13 protein-coding genes and 1 pseudogene are annotated in these 17,768 nt (G+C 39.3%); all 14 read right to left on the reverse strand.

Translation table 11 applies throughout. The features are described from left to right. Positions 1–18 precede the first annotated feature (18 nt). On the reverse strand, positions 19–1,353 hold the full coding sequence (gene pepC / locus SINDD18_RS06150) for an aminopeptidase C (RefSeq protein WP_060955177.1): 1,335 nt from the start codon (positions 1,351–1,353) through the stop codon (positions 19–21). 110 nt (positions 1,354–1,463) lie between these two features. Then, positions 1,464–2,186, reverse strand: a complete 723-nt coding sequence (locus SINDD18_RS06160; protein ID WP_061863470.1) for a pseudouridine synthase — start codon at positions 2,184–2,186, stop codon at positions 1,464–1,466. Positions 2,187–2,428: 242 nt separating this feature from the next. Then, complete coding sequence (asp5, locus tag SINDD18_RS10530) at positions 2,429–2,653, reverse strand: accessory Sec system protein Asp5 (protein WP_081108275.1); 225 nt, start codon at positions 2,651–2,653, stop codon at positions 2,429–2,431. 4 nt (positions 2,654–2,657) lie between these two features. Beyond that, entirely contained in the window at positions 2,658–2,837 is a 180-nt protein-coding gene (gene asp4, locus SINDD18_RS06165; protein ID WP_049508236.1) for an accessory Sec system protein Asp4, read from the reverse strand. Further along, complete coding sequence (gene gtfB / locus SINDD18_RS06170; protein WP_061863471.1) at positions 2,830–4,176, reverse strand: accessory Sec system glycosylation chaperone GtfB; 1,347 nt, start codon at positions 4,174–4,176, stop codon at positions 2,830–2,832. The genes asp4 and gtfB overlap by 8 nt, the downstream gene beginning before the upstream one ends. Next, on the reverse strand, positions 4,160–5,680 hold the full coding sequence (gene gtfA, locus SINDD18_RS06175; protein ID WP_061863472.1) for an accessory Sec system glycosyltransferase GtfA: 1,521 nt from the start codon (positions 5,678–5,680) through the stop codon (positions 4,160–4,162). Before gtfA ends, gtfB begins: the two co-directional genes overlap by 17 nt. Positions 5,681–5,691: 11 nt before the next feature. Beyond that, positions 5,692–8,070 carry an accessory Sec system translocase SecA2 gene (secA2, locus tag SINDD18_RS06180; RefSeq protein WP_431305825.1) on the reverse strand — a complete coding sequence of 793 codons (2,379 nt, stop codon included), beginning with the start codon at positions 8,068–8,070 and terminating at the stop codon, positions 5,692–5,694. Continuing rightward, positions 8,057–8,497: an accessory Sec system protein Asp3 gene (asp3, locus tag SINDD18_RS06185; RefSeq protein ID WP_060955172.1), complete on the reverse strand. Its 441-nt coding sequence runs from the start codon at positions 8,495–8,497 to the stop codon at positions 8,057–8,059. Before asp3 ends, secA2 begins: the two co-directional genes overlap by 14 nt. Next, positions 8,494–10,026 carry an accessory Sec system protein Asp2 gene (gene asp2, locus SINDD18_RS06190; RefSeq protein WP_060955171.1) on the reverse strand — a complete coding sequence of 511 codons (1,533 nt, stop codon included), beginning with the start codon at positions 10,024–10,026 and terminating at the stop codon, positions 8,494–8,496. The genes asp3 and asp2 overlap by 4 nt, the downstream gene beginning before the upstream one ends. After that, positions 10,010–11,590, reverse strand: a complete 1,581-nt coding sequence (gene asp1, locus SINDD18_RS06195; protein WP_061863474.1) for an accessory Sec system protein Asp1 — start codon at positions 11,588–11,590, stop codon at positions 10,010–10,012. The genes asp2 and asp1 overlap by 17 nt, the downstream gene beginning before the upstream one ends. A gap of 9 nt (positions 11,591–11,599) precedes the next feature. Further along, entirely contained in the window at positions 11,600–12,817 is a 1,218-nt protein-coding gene (secY2, locus tag SINDD18_RS06200) for an accessory Sec system protein translocase subunit SecY2 (protein ID WP_061863475.1), read from the reverse strand. Positions 12,818–12,947: 130 nt separating this feature from the next. Then, positions 12,948–15,359: a glycosyltransferase gene (locus tag SINDD18_RS06205; RefSeq protein WP_081108276.1), complete on the reverse strand. Its 2,412-nt coding sequence runs from the start codon at positions 15,357–15,359 to the stop codon at positions 12,948–12,950. An 8-nt stretch (positions 15,360–15,367) separates the two neighbouring features. Further along, positions 15,368–16,378 (reverse strand): annotated as a pseudogene (locus SINDD18_RS06210) (sugar transferase). Between the two features lie 422 nt (positions 16,379–16,800). Then, on the reverse strand, positions 16,801–17,768 hold a 968-nt coding region (locus tag SINDD18_RS11675), incomplete at its 5' end, for an LPXTG cell wall anchor domain-containing protein (RefSeq protein ID WP_153014432.1).

A 17,768-nucleotide genomic window follows, 5' to 3' on the forward strand; every position in this document is an offset into this window, starting at 1 on the left:
ATTCTTTTTATATCTCATTTATTCTGCCAAGGCACCCATTGGATCCCATGGTGCAAGGACGATTGGTTCTGCTTCATAGGCAGCTTGTTCTTCTTCTGTTAGTAATTCCTTACGAACAACGATTTGGTAAGTGTATTCATCCATCCAAGCGTCTGAGGCAACAAAGTATCCATCTGTACCGACCTTGTCTCCCCAAGAGTTTTCAACTTTCCACTTGACTGATTTACCGTTTTCGTCCAAATCAACACCTGTCAAGACCATAGCGTGGGTCATTAAGCTTTCGCTGTAGTCCAAACGTCCAGCCTTGTCTTGAGTGAGTTGAATATCCATACTTGATTCAAAGTCATAAACATCTGTCGCAAGGATTCCTGCTTTACGGTTGCTGAGCTGGCCGACATCTGAACCAAACCAAACAGTTTCTCCTGTTTGCATTTGGGCAATCGCCAATTCTTTCAAGCGTTCCATCGGTACGTTAATGTAACGAACTGCACGGCTACCAACGACATTTCCCAACATCTCAACTGTATAAGATTGACCGTAAGGTTTATCAGCAGTTGGAGCATTGATCACAGAAACATAGTCTTCTAATGGAAGAGCGACATATTTCTTGTAAAACTCTTGTGGAGTAATGCCTTTTTCGCTTTGGTAGTTATTATCTTTATCACGATAAGCAAAGTCAAACTGACGTGGTGGAAGTCCTAGTGACATAGCAAGGAAGTTAAAGATTTCTTGCAAGAGGTCTTCTTTCTTAGCCTGAACAGTCGTTTGATCCGCACCTGAAGCTAATAGGTCACGCAAGATTTGAGCATCTTGACGAAGCAATTTGTTAAGGATTGCATTGAGCTCACGACTGCTGCTAGATGAAACAGACTCTGGATAAACAGACTTAGGAACGACACCATATTTCTCAAAGAGAGCCACAACCATATCCCATTGACCACCATCTTGTTGTGGAGTTTGGAGTAGGAAGCTAACCTTGCGGCTTGTCAATTCTTGGTCTGCAGTCGCAATGACTTGCTCCAAGAACCAGTTTGATTTTTCATACTTGTCCCAGAAGAAGGTGTGGGCTTGTGACAATTCAAAGTTTTCAAGTTTGTATTGAGTGATGAGTTTGTGACGGAAGGTATTGAGGGCCGCAAACATCCAGCAACGACCAGATGCTTTCTGGTTAGTAACCTTGTCCTTTGTCAAATCAAGTGAGAAAACAGGTGTGTTGTCTACATGGCTTTGACGACGCTCAAGGGCTGCAAAGATTCCATTGTGGCTAGCAGCATTTTCGATAGCTTGGTATTTGACATTTGCTTCATAGTTGGCAAATAATTTATCTGTAAATGATTCTTGAATCGCGTTCATAAAATCCTCCTTTTATTCTACAGTCTATTATAACTCTTTTCACAAAGGAAGCAACCAAAAACTGAAAAAGCCAAGGATATTTTCCTCACCTTTTTCAACGATTACACAGTTTACCTAACACTTTCGAGCAAGCCTTCTAATTCCTCTTTGGTCAAGCGACGCCATTCCCCACGCTTTAGATTTTCATCTAAGGTCAAAGTTCCCATGGTCAGACGTTTCAAGTTCACCACTTCCTTGCCACAGTAGGCAACCATGCGTTTAACCTGATGGAATTTCCCTTCTGCAATAGTCACACGGATTTGGCTTTGATTCTTTTCTGGATCTATGGACACAAGCTCCAGTCTAGCAGGCTGACAGGTAAAGTCCTTGAGCGGAATGCCCTTGGCAAATGTCTCAATGTCTTCATCCGTCATGATTCCATCGACTTGCGCCAGATAAGTCTTATCCACATGGCGTTTTGGTGAAAGAAGAGCATGAGCCAACTGGCCATCATTGGTCAAGAGCAAGAGTCCATGCGTATCGATATCCAAACGCCCTACTGGGAAAACTTCCTTTGAACGAGCTAAGTCATCCAACAAATCCAACACAGTCTTATGTTTAGGATCTTCAGTTGCTGAGATAACGCCCTGAGGTTTGTTCATCATATAGTAAACAAACTCTTCGTAGTCTAGCTTTTGCCCGTCAAAACAAATCTCGTCTGTCTCTTCATTGATTTGCAGCTTGGCAGATTTTTCCTTTTTACCATTGACCGTCACGCGCCCAGACTTTAGAAAGTTTTTAACCTCTGTCCGACTTCCTACGGCGCAGGAAACCAAATATTTATCTAATCTCATAGCACTATTATACCATGAACAAGCTTAATCTTAGGACAAAAAAATAAGCCGCCTGATTGGGCGACTTTATTTTATAGGGAGATTATTATGAAAAATTTTAGGAGTTAAAGTTAAGGTCTTCTTAACTTATGCTTATAGTATAAGCTAGTTTCCTAAAAGTTTTCTTAAAATTTTCTCCTCAAACTTAAATTTCTTTAAATCTTCACTGTTAAAATCAAACGTTCTAGCAATATAGATAAAGATTAGTTAAAAGTTAAAACCATAAAGAGGAGCAACAACGCAAATAGTGATAAGCTAACAAGCAAGGTTAAGACTTTAACAAGCGTATTGCTTTGCCAATAGCTAGGCTTTCCGATATTACTAGTAGCATCCATAGAAAATATTTGAGTTTGCCGTGGTTGTATCGTTACAAGAATAATTAAGGAAAGAGCTAAAATAATGGTTAAAATTATCAATAATTCTGTCATTTAACTACCTCAAAAGCCCTATCAAGGTAAATAATAAACCGATCAAAATAATGAATCCTATCAAGAAAGAAAAGGTCTTACTAATTTTTTCACCACGTGTAGACTTTTCTTTTTTGATGGGTTGTTGTTTCATCTCTTCCATGCGACCTTCAACATCTTGATAAAATAGATCTTTTTTAGTCATGGCTTTCTCCTAAAATGGTTTCCATCCGCTCCTGATACATAATTGGATCTACATAATTGGCGTGGTACCCTTGATCTCCAAGAGCTCGTCCCATCTCTTTGACATGAGAAATAGCTAACTCAATGGTGTGAATCATGTCGTCAACTGCTTCCTTAGCGAAAATATGATTCGGAGCTGTATAGCGACGGTTATGGGCGGTTTCTTCAAAAGCTAGGACCAGTTGGTTGTGTTCAAAAGCCTGTCGAACAGCCTGAAGCAATTCATTCCCATAGTTGATATCCAAGTAGATATCTGATAACTGATAAAGCTCCTGAACCTTTTGGGGACTGGCATTTTGATAGAGTACAACATTCGGGTAGCGGAGCATATCCAGTAACTTGGATGACATCTCTGTCACTGCTGCTATTCGGAAAGTGACCCTTGGTAAACTCTCCACCAGTTTTTCAATTTGCTCGAGTTGGTCTGAATTGGTCACTATCAAGGCATCAGAACGAACAAAATTATCGCGCTTAAAGTGATAATGATAGCCTAGATGACTAAACTTATGATGGAATTTTTCATCGGTCAATTGCAGAGCGCGTTCATAAGTCGCATAATCTGGAATGATAATGGTCTTAGCTCGAAGCTGGTCATTCTCCAAGATCAGTTGCATATTTCCTGGAATATGATCCTGCAATGGTTCTTGCCAAACTAGAATATCCTGACCTGATTTTTCTGGGAAATGGAAGGAAGTCAAAAACGATGTAGACAGGGTATTAAAGAGAATGTGGTCAAGATTCACTTTCAAACCTTGTAAGAAGTCTATGATAAAGGCCACTCGACCAGAAAAATGGCGCAAACCTTGCCCTTCCAAGGTCAAAAGAATATCACCTGTGACATGATTTTCCAAAATAACTTCTTTTTGATCTACGTTCCGATAGGAAGTCATGATAGCTTGCCCCAAACCATCATAGGTGGTTTTAGCAAAGCAAGCTCCAAAACGATTGTAGTGATCTACTTGAAAGATCCGACCTGCTGGTGTTTTCCATTCGACTTTTTTTACCAAACGAGCCTGTAAGCCATCTGCAAAATGAATCACTGCTCGTTCTTGATTAAGGTCATTGATGGTCCCAAATTGATTATTACCAGCAATCTCCCAAAAATCTGGGACAGGAACTTGATTAAAGTACAAGGGTTTACCCCTGTCATAACCCAAATAATAGGTGAAGGGTGAGACAACTCCATCTGGTAAAAATCCATCGGGTTCAATAACCACAGTCAAATCAGACAGTCCTGCCGCAGTCAGACTATAGTGCAAATCTTGACTTTCTTGATTATATACATCAAATAACTGAATCATCCACTACCTCCTTGATTGTTTTTTCCCATTTGTTCAAAATCTCTTGAGTCAAGAATTTCTCAGCAATCTGGTAGGATTTTTCTCTCATACTTTCCAAACGATTTTCCAAATACAGTTGGCAGATCTTTTCTCCATAAGCTTTCTTGATTTCATCTTCGACATGGTCAGATGAGCTTGGAATCAAATATCCATTTTCGCCATCTTCGATGAAGGTTTGATTTCCATAAGGAACATCAAAACCAATCAATGGCAAGCCCGAACCAATTGCTTCCATGAGTGTTAACCCAAATCCTTCACTTGTAGAAGCAGTTAGATAAACTTCATACTGTGAATAGATTTGGGAAAGTTCGGCATGGCCCTTGAGTTTAATATACTCTTCTGCCTGACCTGCAGCGATAATCTCCTGAAGACGTCCTTCTTCGCCACCACTACCGTAGATATCAAAGGTTAATTCTGGCAACTCCTTATGAGCCTCAATCACAGCCTTGACAAGCCAATCAATGTGTTTTTCCTTGGCTAGACGCGAAGCTGTAATGAGAGAAAATGGTTTACGGCTCTCTTGTGGTTTTGTTAATTGATCAACACTTCCAACTGGAATGGTCACAATCTTAGGAGCATGCGAGGTATAGCGAGCAAACTGCTGTTCTAAGACTTCTTTTTGGCGATCCGTTGAAACGATAAAGAGATCGACCTTATCTGCATTGGAAAATTGATAGTCATAATAGTTATTCCAAAGGACATAATCCTCATTGGTCGCATTTTCACTGTAATGCTCCGCATGAACAACTACCGCTAGATGCGCCGCTTGCGCTTCCTCAAAGACCACCTGACCAATCCCTGTCTCACGATCTAAAATTACTAGATCTGATTTACTTAACTGAAGTGTCTGCATGAAATAACGAATTAAGGTCGGCTTCCCGTATAAGATTCGATCCTTGAAACGATAAACTTCCTCGGTCCCTTGATTCATGAACATCTCATAAGCCGGAGTCCCATCTTCATTGTAGAAGGTTCTTTGGTAGAGTGTCGCTACATTGTCTTTAGGAGCAAAATACTCTGTACAGTAGCGTGTGTAAGAGAAGTAATCTTTGCGAACCAAATTACCAGCATACACATACTCCACATGCTGAACAAAATCTTTGTCCTCATCTACCAAATAACAAGTGATAAACTTGTCTTCATCTGAGAAGAAGATTCGTTCAATTTTCCCATTTCTTTCACGACGGCTTTCTACGCCTTCAAAATAAGCTAACACATCATCTACCGTCACACTGGTCGGTGCAATCTTGATGTCTGTGAAGTGAGTGTAAAGCCAGATGACTTGATCATCATCAAAGCCGATATTTGCGGTTAGGTGCTGGATATTATCACCCAAAATCATGTCTGTAAAGATAAACTTCGACGGCAGATTCAGGCTGCGAAAAATACCCGCACGATAAGCTTGGGCATATTCAACACCACTGCTGGCCCAACCAATTCCTAAATTTATATTGTAAATTGTCATATATTCTCCTTTTATGGAAAATGGGTTACGATTTCGCCCTTAGGTCCCATCTGTACCAATCCCATCAAGATATTTCGTACCATATCTGAACGAATTTGCTCTTTCATGGCTTCAAATCCCATATAGGCTTCTCGGTAATATTCTACGATAGGATTCGTTTGACTAGCTGTTTGCCCGCCAATTGCCATCATCAACTGTTGTAGGTAGTCCACCTGTTCTACCCAGTTATCATCAATGGCTTTAAGCATGGAAACTCTCAAGAAATGGTCATATAAATCATGAGGTTCTAACAAGGTCTTCTTATCATTTAACTCATTGTTGATGATCTGAATCAGGAAATTTCTCAACTCTTGTTCATCTTCAATGACTAGATCAAGAGGTAATTCTCTGATATTAAAACTGATATTTGTGACAAGATAGTGGAATAATTCTTCTCTAGTTTTTATATTTTCAGATAAAATGGTTTCAATATACTCGTCAATCATCTCAGATAATACATCTCGAAGATCCCTCTCACCGTTTATTAAACGATTTCTTTCCTTATAGATGAGATCACGTTGGATATTCATACTCTCAGCATATTCTAGTGTTCTCTGTCTGTTTGCACGACTAGCACTATCACTTGCATTTTGAGCTCTCTCAACCAGTCTGTGATACTTTCTTCCCTCAAGGACTTGTGGTTGAGTGATATCAGCAACACTATACTCCTTGTACATTCTGTGAACCCAGGATGGACCAAACTTCTTGATAACATCATCTTCTAATGATACAAAAAACTTCGACAGACCTGGGTCTCCTTGTCTACCCGAGCGTCCTCTGATTTGCAGATCGATTCGCTGGCTTTCCATTCGTTCTGTACCGATGACTACTAGGCCACCGAGTTCTGCAACACCCGGTCCCAATTTAATATCTGTTCCTCGACCTGCCATGGATGTTGCAACCGTCACGGCTCCCATCTGACCTGATTCTGAGACAATTTGTGCCTCACGCGCAGCATTATTGGCATTCAAGACGTTATGGGCAATTCCTTCCCGTAACAGTAGGGACGAATAGAGATGCGACATCTCAACAGATCCGACAAAGACTAGTAGTGGGTTTCCTTTGATATGGTATTCCTTGATACATTCAAGTGAAGCATAAACCTTTTCTGGTAGTGTTACATAAAGATTGTCTGGATAGTCTTTTCGGATTAAGGGACGATTGGTCGGAATTCGGATAACAGACATATTATAAGTTTCCAAAAATTCCTTCTCTGCGACCTTCCCAGTCCCAGTCATTCCTGATATCTTATTAAACATTTTGAAAAGACTTTGATAGGTGATAGAAGCCATCGCCCGCGTTTCAGGAGAGAGTTTCACATGCTCCTTGGCTTCGATAGCCTGATGAAGACCTCCCTGCAACTTGGTCATTTCCATCAAACGACCTGTTCCTTTATCCAAGAGAATCATTTCATCATCTCGAATGATATACTCCTTATCTTTCGTAAACAACTTATGAGCTCTCAAGGAATAGACTAGATGTCGTACATAAGTCGCGTATTCTTCCTTATACAAGTTATCAATCCCTAGGAAGTTTTCAGCAGTTTTAGCCCCCTTTGTAGTCAACCATATCTCTTCTTTTTCTTCTTTAAAGATATAGTCTTCATTTTCAACCATGGTCGTTACTAAAGTATCGATGATGCCATAGTAGTTGGACTGAACGCGAGGAGACCCCGCAATGATGAGTGGGGTCTGTGCACTATCTAGTAAAATATCATCAATTTCATCAATGATGACATAATCAAATGGGCACAAAAACTTTTCGTTACTACTGGAAGCCAGATTATCAGTTAGATAATCAAAACCTAGACTACTATTGGTCAAATAGATAATATCTGAGTTATAAATTTTCCTTTTATCTTCGGCTTTTAATTCTTCCTCAGGATCATCAGTGAATGGGATTCCTATACTCAAACCTAAGAATCGATAGACCGGCCCCATTTCCTCTGCGTCACGCTTTGCAAGATATTCATTGGTCGTAATCAACATAGCGCCTTTTCCAGTTAGCGCATTGAGATAAAGAGGCATGGTCGCAGTCAAAGTCTTTCCTTCACCAGTATTCATCTCCGCAACGTTCCCCTGGTGGATGACAATGCCCCCCATAACTTGAACATCATAAGGAAACATTCCTAGGATTCGCTTATCAGCTTCTCGTACAACTGCAAAAGCTTCAACAAGTAAGTCATCTAGGGTTTCCCCCTCTGCTAAACGTTGACGAAACTCTACCGTTTTTGCTGCCAAGGTTTCATCGCTAAGAGCTGCCATCTCATCTTTGAGACCATTGATCTTTTTTAAAGTAGCTCTGACTTTTCTGAGTTTTCTATTTTGATACAAACTATTAAACACGATCATACTCCTTAATTGAGAAAGAATAAAAATCGAGTGACTCAAACCCAGCAGCAATGAGAGAAACTCTATAGGTATAAGCATCCTCAGGATAAACGAAAGAAAAAGATAAGGTTTTTTCAACTTTTTCTTCTAGCACTTCGTCGTAACGGTCCAAGAAAACTAGTTTGATGTAAATGCTATTTTCAGGATAACAAGTCATATTCATGGTAAATTGATAGCGATGATTTCTTTTTAAGAGAGGTAGGCTGGGTTGACTTCTACCACCTTGATAATTCAAGCTTGAAAGCCATGATTTGAGAACTTCTCCTGGAGCTAGTAATGGATTTGAAAGACTGATATGGCCATCTTCCCAAAACTGAACTCGAGTTCCATACAGGTAAGTTGCTCCCATATCTCCCCAGAGTATGTCTTCTCTTTGATTTATAATCATGTCTCACCTCTTCCAAATTCTGCTTGTAATATCATATTATAAAAATGGATAAACCAGGTAACGTTGGTCCCTGTATCATCATTGTGTCGACCGGCTGTTCCCTTTGATAAGATCTTCGCTCCAGTTTGACAGAGCGTAGTGACTAGCTGATCATAAGCATGACTATCCATATCTTCATCCTTCATGTAAGAAAGACCAAACGTCGTTTGAGAAAAATCTGCTTGTTTGAAGGCAGACCAAAAACGGTTATCCAACTCATCCATGTGGGCTGGGCTGATTCCTCCAGTTTGATGATGAAGTACGTCGAATCCTGTTGGAAAGACACCTGGTGCTTCCAATCTACCACGTCTTGCAATTGTTCCCAAATTTGCTAAGGGTTTACCTACAACGATTCCTTTCGGTTCGAAGAATGAGCCATAGTAAAGAGAGGGGAAGGTTCCCATTGATAAACCTGATAAGATCAAATCTTTTTTATCAAAACCTAAGTATTCCTGATAATGTTCAATCGTTTGTTTGATTTTTTCTTCTAGTTCTTCACTACCTAGGTAAAATGCTCCACCTTCTAATCGAGGATCAGAGAACAGGATGAAGGGACACTTAAAATTTTGCATCATCCAGTATCCTTCAAATCCCTCGGCAGAACGAAACCCTGCGAAATAAACAGCTAATGGTGGTTTAAAATCGCCAGGATGGAAGAAGTAGTTAATCTCATCACGCTTGTTATCGTGTAAGATATTCCCTCCGAGAACAAATTTCCCAAAGTACTTCCGACTCCAACGTTGGTGTAAACTTCCTAGTTTTAGGATTCCCTGACCACGCGCCTCGACAGACATACAGAGGTAGGAATTGTAATCCTGATCCATGATTAGGGATGTCTTCAGGTCCTCTTCTGTATAGATCAAGTCTTCAACTACATCTGAAACCGAACCTTCAGGCATTTTTTTTACCCGAAACTGAAATTCTACACCTTCACTTTTTTCATACTCTAACCACAATTCGATTGGAAGTTTTGTTGAAGAGACAAAGTTATATTTCCAAGTAGCTACTGGAGAAAACTCAGAACCAAAATCCCCCTCTAAGAGCAGATACTCAAATCCTTGATAAGAAATAGATCCCTTAAAACTTGGATGAACCTCAATTGTAGCTGGTTTCATCTTGTCCCCGTATCCACCACCAAATAAGGAAGTAGATAAATCTTTTAAGAGCTTCTGTGGGTCTGAAAAGTCAATTGCTTGGGCACAGCGTTTTTTGATTAAATCCAAAATAAGAGGATTGCTTGTTTGAAACTCTTGGTTATAGAAAATCGTATAGGGCTCGATTATTTTAATAATTGGGAGTAGGTCAATCAAGTAACGGCCATCTTCGATGAGAATTGCATTGAACTTGCGAATCTCATCCATTTTTATCGTTTCCTTAAGAGCCTTAGGAGAATTAGGATAAATATAATACCATTCCAATTTCTTAGGGATCTCATAACGATGTTTCCAATTTTCTGTCCCTATCTGTAGGATTTTAAGATCCTTTGACATTTGTACTCTCCTCTATCCATTGATCTAGTTTTTCCACAAATTTTTCACCTGTATGTTCCTTGATCTTATCAATCGAGTAAATCAAAGACTGATTCCACTCTTTTAGGGTATCCAGGTAGTAATGGGCTGCTTTCTTAAATTCTGAGATAGTAGAAAGCAGGTAGCCATTTTTCAAATGGTCAACATAGACAGTCTCTACTTGATTCACCTGAGGAATCCCTGCACTAATTCCCGCTATTTGGGTATATAGGTGAGGTTGGGGATTCAAATCAACAATCAAACGAACATATTCTAAGGTCTTAATCATTTCCAATTCATCATTGATGTTTAACAAGCGGTAACGGAGTTTCTGCTGAGCATTTTCCGTTAAAGGATTTTCAGCCCCTTCAAAGTCGATTGCTTTCTCAAAAATTTCTGCTGAGAATTTTTCATCTATAATTTCCTGAATTACCTCTGCGACTCTCTCCATCTGATCGTTATTGGCAGCAAAAGCACCAAAAATTACCTCAGTGTCTTTGGTCTCTGCAAGGAAGGATAAGATTTGGAAAAGTCCTTCTTTGTCCACTTCTTCTTCAAAATTAAGTTGATAGTAAATAATGGATTCCCTCTTTGTCTGACTTTTTCCTAATCTCAAACGAGTATCAAATGGCGATAAATGTTTGAACAGATTGTATTTATCTGGATACAAGTCCTGCAAAAGCTGAAGGCTATCCTCCCTATCAACCAAAAACAAATCGACCTTGGATATAGGATCAAGTAGGTCTCTCATAGCCTCCTTTGGATTACGACCGATGAAAAGGCTCAAGATTTTTGGATTTGCTTCGGGTAAACGTTCTAAGATGAAATCGTTATGTCGCGAATCAGATGGGACAATAAACAAATCACTACTCTCATGAATCTTTTCGAGTCGTCTCTCGAAAAATTCAGCAACTAACTGCCCCATATCACTATAATGGAGCGAATGAAAACGAAAGGCAAAAATAGGATTAATCTCTACCCTACCATCCTCTTGCAAATACTCTCTGAATTGCCAAATTCCTTCAGGATTCAGGTAATCTTGATAAGCTGGATAATTGTCCTGATAATAAATGACACTCGAAACAAAGCCTCGATCATCCATAATATAGTGACTGGTCATCCGACCTAGGGTATCAAAATACTGGATATCACTAATAAATCCTTCCACACCATGCTCAATCTGGGCATAGCGTTTTCCATCTTTTTGGACAATAATGGCGAAAGGACTGTACATAAATTCACAGTCCTTATCCCACTCAATGTCTCTGATATTTAGTACTCGTGGAGAAATATCAGTAATATCCTGCATCTCATCAAAAATAGAATATACTTCCGCCTCTAAGACACCATGACGATGTAAAAAATAGCGAAGATGTGGTTGATAGGCTAAAAGCAATAGACATGTTGATAGTTCCTGTCTATGCAGCATCCGAATCTGATTAAAGGTATCGTCAAATTCTAATTTAAAAGAAGCACGATACCATGGAATGAGATCAGCATGCCACTGCCGATGGCTACCATACCAAGCCGGAATAAAATAATACATTACACTCTCCTAAATCAGTGGTTTATAAGTTTCGTTTAATTTCAGTGCTCTAATTTCATCTTTAATGTTAAAGATCATACCACTTAAAATCATAAATAAACCTGGTATCATACTCACTCTCAATAATTGTTCATCAACTAAAACAAATAACATCGGTAGACCTGCGAACAACACATTAAAGATACCACCTACAATAGCAAATTTGAATACTAGATTATTGATATATTTACTAGTGTCCTCACCTGGATAGATGCCATAAATATACTCGCCAGATTTTTTCATCCGTTCTGCCACCTGCTCTCCACTAATATTGACAAAAGCAAAGGCAATACTAAAGACAAACAAGGTCGCTATATAGGTATAAATCCACAAGGGTTTCCCCATCGCATATTGGATCGTTATTTGCTGATAAACTGGATTAGCTGGATCAAATAGCTGAAGTAAAAGAAGCAGGTAAGTTGGTAAGTTAATTAAACTCATCACGTACATGAAGGGCATTCCACCTGCAGGATTCAGCATTATGTCAAAATAAGAATAACGTTTAAAACGAGAGTGAAGACCAATCTTATTAACTGGAATCCGATAACGAGCACGATAAAAAATTGCGATGAGATAGGCAAATACGATCCCCATCGCTCCAAGTATTACGATAATCCACATAGGAATCCCTAATTTTTGTATGGATTGTACAATGTCTTGGGGAATATAAATAATCATACTGGTCAACAAGATGACAATAGAGCCACCAACACCTATCACCGAGTTAATATCTGATAACCATATCAAGAAAAAAGTTCCGGCTATCAGCAAGGTCGTGTTGAGTATGAGTACCAAGAGTGTATTATAATTGTCCTTGATTGGTAGATTTACCGCTAAAGCTAGCGATTGAATCAAAGCGATTGTCAAGGTTAGATACATCTTTCTCCGATCTTGAACCTCTGCCGAACCAGAGGCAAGATTCAAACGCTTAGAAAAGGAGAACATCTGCCATAAAATCATCGATGACATCCAAGGAGATAAACCGACTGAAAAGATTGACAAGCTCCGTAAATTTCCACCTGTAATTGCGGTTGAAAAGGCCAAATAGGCGGTAGCACCACCAAGGAAATCCCTGCTATTCAAATCGATAAAAGGAAGAGTAATCCGACTCCCTAATACATAAATAAAGAGCAGAAACAAGGTTCCTAGGCCTTTCTTTACTGCTATTGATGAAAAAAATCGTTTCACGAAATACTCCTTTTCATTAGTTATAGGTTGCGGTCAAATCACTCAAGCTGTTGTTACAAATGAGATTTGAAAATTATATCATTCTTCACTCATCCTCTAATCTTACAGGTAACTCTCAATCACTTGGTAATTAGTTAGTATCCAAGTTTTTCATAGCAGCTACCAAGTCCTCTGGTTTATCGATAGAGAAAATGCCATCATAGATACTATCTTCAGCTTTTTTTCGAGTGTCTTCAAAAGCAAAAATTTTCTTTCCTCTTTCTTTTGCTCTTGAAACTACATCCAAGACTTCATCACCCCTATTAATATCCAAGTAAACACTAGAATCATCCAATAACCAATCAATTCTTTGATGAAGGATAGACTGGTACAAAGTCATATTAGGATAAGAGGATAGCTTTGTGACCGACTCAATACAGTAAACTGGAGCTGCTAGATGGAAATGCCAATCTGGTAGGCTACTAATCAAATACTCTAAATGCTCTACATTAGCACTCCAAGTCACAATCATCGCTTGTTTTTGAGATTGATTACTCCGTTTAAAGTAGTTCAAACTAGAACGTTTAAAAGCAATCTCTGTCCAATCCAAATCTCTATAAGTCCACCAGAGTTCACGATAGAAGTCCATGTAATGATCCATATGTTCTTTCCAGAAGGGAATCGCCCATGATGTAAATTTAAAACGATCCGTAAAGGCATCAGGAAGGCAGACTACTAGGTCTTTCGTGCTTTCTAGACCTATAATCTCTCGCATGGTAGAAACAAGCTCTTCATCATAGTGTTGATAGGGGATTGAATGCCCAGCAAGCATATTGATCTCGCCATCTCCAAAGCGAACTAAAGACGACTGGTGTTCAATGATATAATCCAGAGTTTCATCAATGCTCTTAACCTGAATAGGGTCTTCTTGTTTTGCTAGCGGTTCTCCATCAAGGAGTTTCTGTAGATCTGCCAACATCCGTTCAGGGTGCTCACTCGAATATAATCTTTGTCCATGATAGCCATTTTGAGATTTATAAAAAGCAAAGACAGGCTTAGACAGTTGAACTACATCTGCAACCATATCTGAAGTTGAGGTTTCCAGATTTATATCCAGATAGACATCCATCTGCTCTTTTAGCTCTTCAAGTTTTTCTTTTGAAATAGCTGGATGGAGGTGAATATTTGGATAACGATTGGATAGGTCATAGAGTTTTGGACCCATACTTGTCCAGGCTGCTACATGAAAGGCTACATTTGGCAATTGTTCTGCTAAGTAGTCTAATTGTTCTAATTCTTGAGAAGCCGTAAAGGTTAAACACGTTAATTCTGGAACTTGATAAAATCGTGTAAAGCGCCCATTCACCTTGAAATCTTTGATTGCCTCAATCATCAAAGCAGTTTTCCCTGTTTCAAATAAAATTTGACCACAATTTCCATGTTGGGTGGATTGGAAAGCCAGCATTGGTTTTCCTTGTTTTTTCATGGAATCTAGCATCGTCTGATCCACATTGCCATGGTTAATATCAAGGTAGATTGAAGCTAGATTTTTAAGATTTTCTAATACAGGGGGAACAATTTGAGGATAGAGTCGGACATTATCATAACTTGCCAGTCTTTTGAGCTTTTCTCCCATATCGGTCCAGGCTGCGATATGGAAAATCACATCTGGTAAAGCTGTAAGCAGTTCTTCTATACCTTCTAAATCTTGAGAATTTGTTAGTGTTAAACAAGAAAATCCTCTGTTTTGAGGGGAAACCAGCTCAAACTCGCCTATATGGTGCTGCAAAACTTGCGTCCATTCTAAATCATGAAAATCCCACCAGAGATCGCGGTAGCGATTAGCTATCAATGTCGTCCATGGTTTTCTATGAGATAAAAAATGCAAAACAACAGGTCTGTAGGATGATTCATCAAAAAAATTTGGCCAATTACTATAAAAAGCGACAACATCATGTCCAACTTGCAAATTGAATCGACGGTCCAATTCTAGCCAGTTATCCTTGACAACCTGATTAAAAATAGTCTGATCACCATTGAAATTTTTAAAACGACCTTCTGCTACTATTTTTAGAGTTTCAATTGATTGAGAAATTAGTAACTCTTTAATATTCTCTTTTTTCCATTTGGCATTGTTAATTAACAAAACCCCAGTATTAAAGGTAACACCCTCTGTATCCCTAACAGCAGCCAGCCACTTATCTTCAGGATTGATAGTAAATAATCCCTCTAAAGAATCATTCACAATCAAATCCGAATCTAGATATAAAACCTTGTCTTCTGGAACATAGTCGGCTATAAAATAGCGAGCATAGGCAATCGCACTGATATGATCCTGCTTGCTCCACTGTTGTAACACGGCTTGCTCGGGTAACTTCACATCGATAATGTCACTTCCCAGCATTCGAGCTATTTTGCGAGGCTTCCGAAACCAATCTGGCATGATATCTTGGTTTAAAATATAAATGTTAAGGTCTCGATTGTGATATAGAATGGACTTGATAGTTGTTTCTAGTTGGGAAGTATAGCTGCAATCCCCAGCTAGTACAATTGCTTTTTTCATATGTTCTCCTAGTTAATTCCTAATTGATAGATGGCATCTACCAGTAATTTTTTTGTAAAATAACCTTCTTTGATTAAATAACTGAAGGTCTTGATTCGCTCTGTCATGGCTTGATACTTTTCTAGTGTCATATTGTCGACTATTTCATGAACTTCTTGTAGGTTATTTGCGATAAATCCTAAACCTTGATCCACGATAAAGGAAGCAATCGATAAGCTAGGTGGCACAATGATTGGAAGACCTGCTGCTAAATAGCTACTTACTTTATGAGAGAGATTCAAACTATAGTAGTCTTGGCTTTCTCCTTGATTTTGATAAGTCCCCCAGACTAAACCAAAACCACCTTTCGATAATTCCAAGAGCATTTCCTCATCTCGCTTCCATCCTTCGATACTGAGATTCTTGGCTTATTCATTAGCGACACCCTGATTTGAAAAGACTCTAAGTGGAGTATCCTGGGACCAATTTTGCAGGTCTGGAAATCTTTCCAAACTACCAGCAAAGAAGATTTCTTTTTTAAAGGCGGGTGTATAAAGAGATAGATCATGCGGATGGTCCCACATCCCCTGAATGAGAATTTTCTCGGTCGTCAATCCTTCTTGAATCAAACGTTCCTTCATTCTTTCTGATGGAACTACTAGAACGTCTGACAAATTATACATCGAGATGTACTCTTTCATCAGATAGTAATTGCTCTCAAACATCAAAGGAGGTACATCGTGGATAAAGCAGACAATTTTGACACGTAAATCCTTTAACTTATCAAGGAAGAGACGATCAAACTCAAAGCCATTCCAGGTTGGAGATTGAAAAACGAGAATATCCCCAAAGGAAATACTGGCCATGATACCATCCAAGCGTTTATTCATTTCTGAGGGCGTATCTGCAGCTATGTTATAAAAGTAGATTCCCACTTCTCGGAAACCTAGTGTCATCGAAATTTTTTGAACGGCATTCTGAGCTAGAATAACGGTACTGTCTCCAGCCATACCATAAAGATTGGTTAAGTGTAGTTTCATAGTTTCTCTCTTTACTGTCTGAATTCCAAGAAAGGAAGTTGCTCCTTCTTTCTATATTTTTTGTCGTACTCTTCCAATATCTACATTTATTCAATTCTTATCATCGATAATTAAAGTTCATTTAATTGTTATGCAAGATGAGAACAAGAATATTTACCTATTTGCAAAATAAAGATTTCAATACTTCAATTCCTTTTTAAGTGCCTCAAATGCAGAACTATCTTATTTGCTAGTATATAGGGCAAATACAAAAATCATAATCATTGGTAAAATTCTACTATATAATAGTATACCATTTTTATACAATTTCATAAAGTCAGATAACCTTTGCATCATCCATTATAGAAAAAAACTCCATGAGAAATCGAACTCATGGAGGTTTTCACATCTTACTAATCTATTACAACTAGCTCAGATAGATTTTATTCTTCATCATCACGCTTACGACGTTTAGCTACTAAACCTAATCCTGTTAGACCTGCTACAACTCCAAGGAGAGCATTTGTAGCTGAAGCTGTTTCACCAGTATTTGGTAATTGCTTACGGGCCTTAGTGGTATCAGTTTGTGGAACTTGACTAGTTGAAGTCGAATGAATCATAGACGCGCTGGTTGACGCTGACTCTGAAGCGCTTGTGCTTGCTGAAGCTGAAGCACTGGTTGACGCTGACTCTGAGGCTGACGTACTTGCGCTTGCTGAGTTAGACATACTTATTGATGTCGATGCTGAAACACTTGTACTTGCTGATGCTGACGCGCTGGTTGACGCTGACTCTGATGTAAGTATGCTTTCGATATTCAAACTTTCAATAGAATAAATCTCTGGCATTCCCTTACTTGTAACGATTGTGTCAGATGCTGATGTACTTGCTGAAGCTGACGCACTTGTTGACGCTGACTCTGATGCGCTTGTGCTTGCTGATGCTGAAGCCGATGTGCTTGCTGATTCTGAAGCTGATGTGCTTGCTGATTCTGATGCAGACGTTGATGCTGACTCTGATGCGCTTGTGCTTGCTGACTCAGAAGCCGATGTGCTTGCTGATTCTGATGCGCTTGTTGATGCTGATTCTGATGCAGACGTTGATGCTGATTCTGAAGCTGATGTGCTTGCTGATTCAGAAGCTGATGTTGAAGCTGACTCAGAGGCACTTGTTGATGCTGATTCTGAAGCTGACGTTGACGCTGACTCAGAGGCACTTGTTGATGCTGATTCTGAAGCTGATGTGCTTGCTGATTCAGAAGCTGATGTTGATGCTGACTCAGAGGCACTTGTTGATGCTGATTCTGAGGCAGACGTTGATGCTGATTCTGAAGCTGATGTTGACGCTGACTCAGAGGCACTTGTTGATGCAGACTCAGATGCGCTTGTGCTTGCTGACTCTGATGCGCTTG

The organism is Streptococcus infantis, from assembly GCF_001579645.1.
Taxonomy (GTDB): domain Bacteria; phylum Bacillota; class Bacilli; order Lactobacillales; family Streptococcaceae; genus Streptococcus; species Streptococcus infantis_E.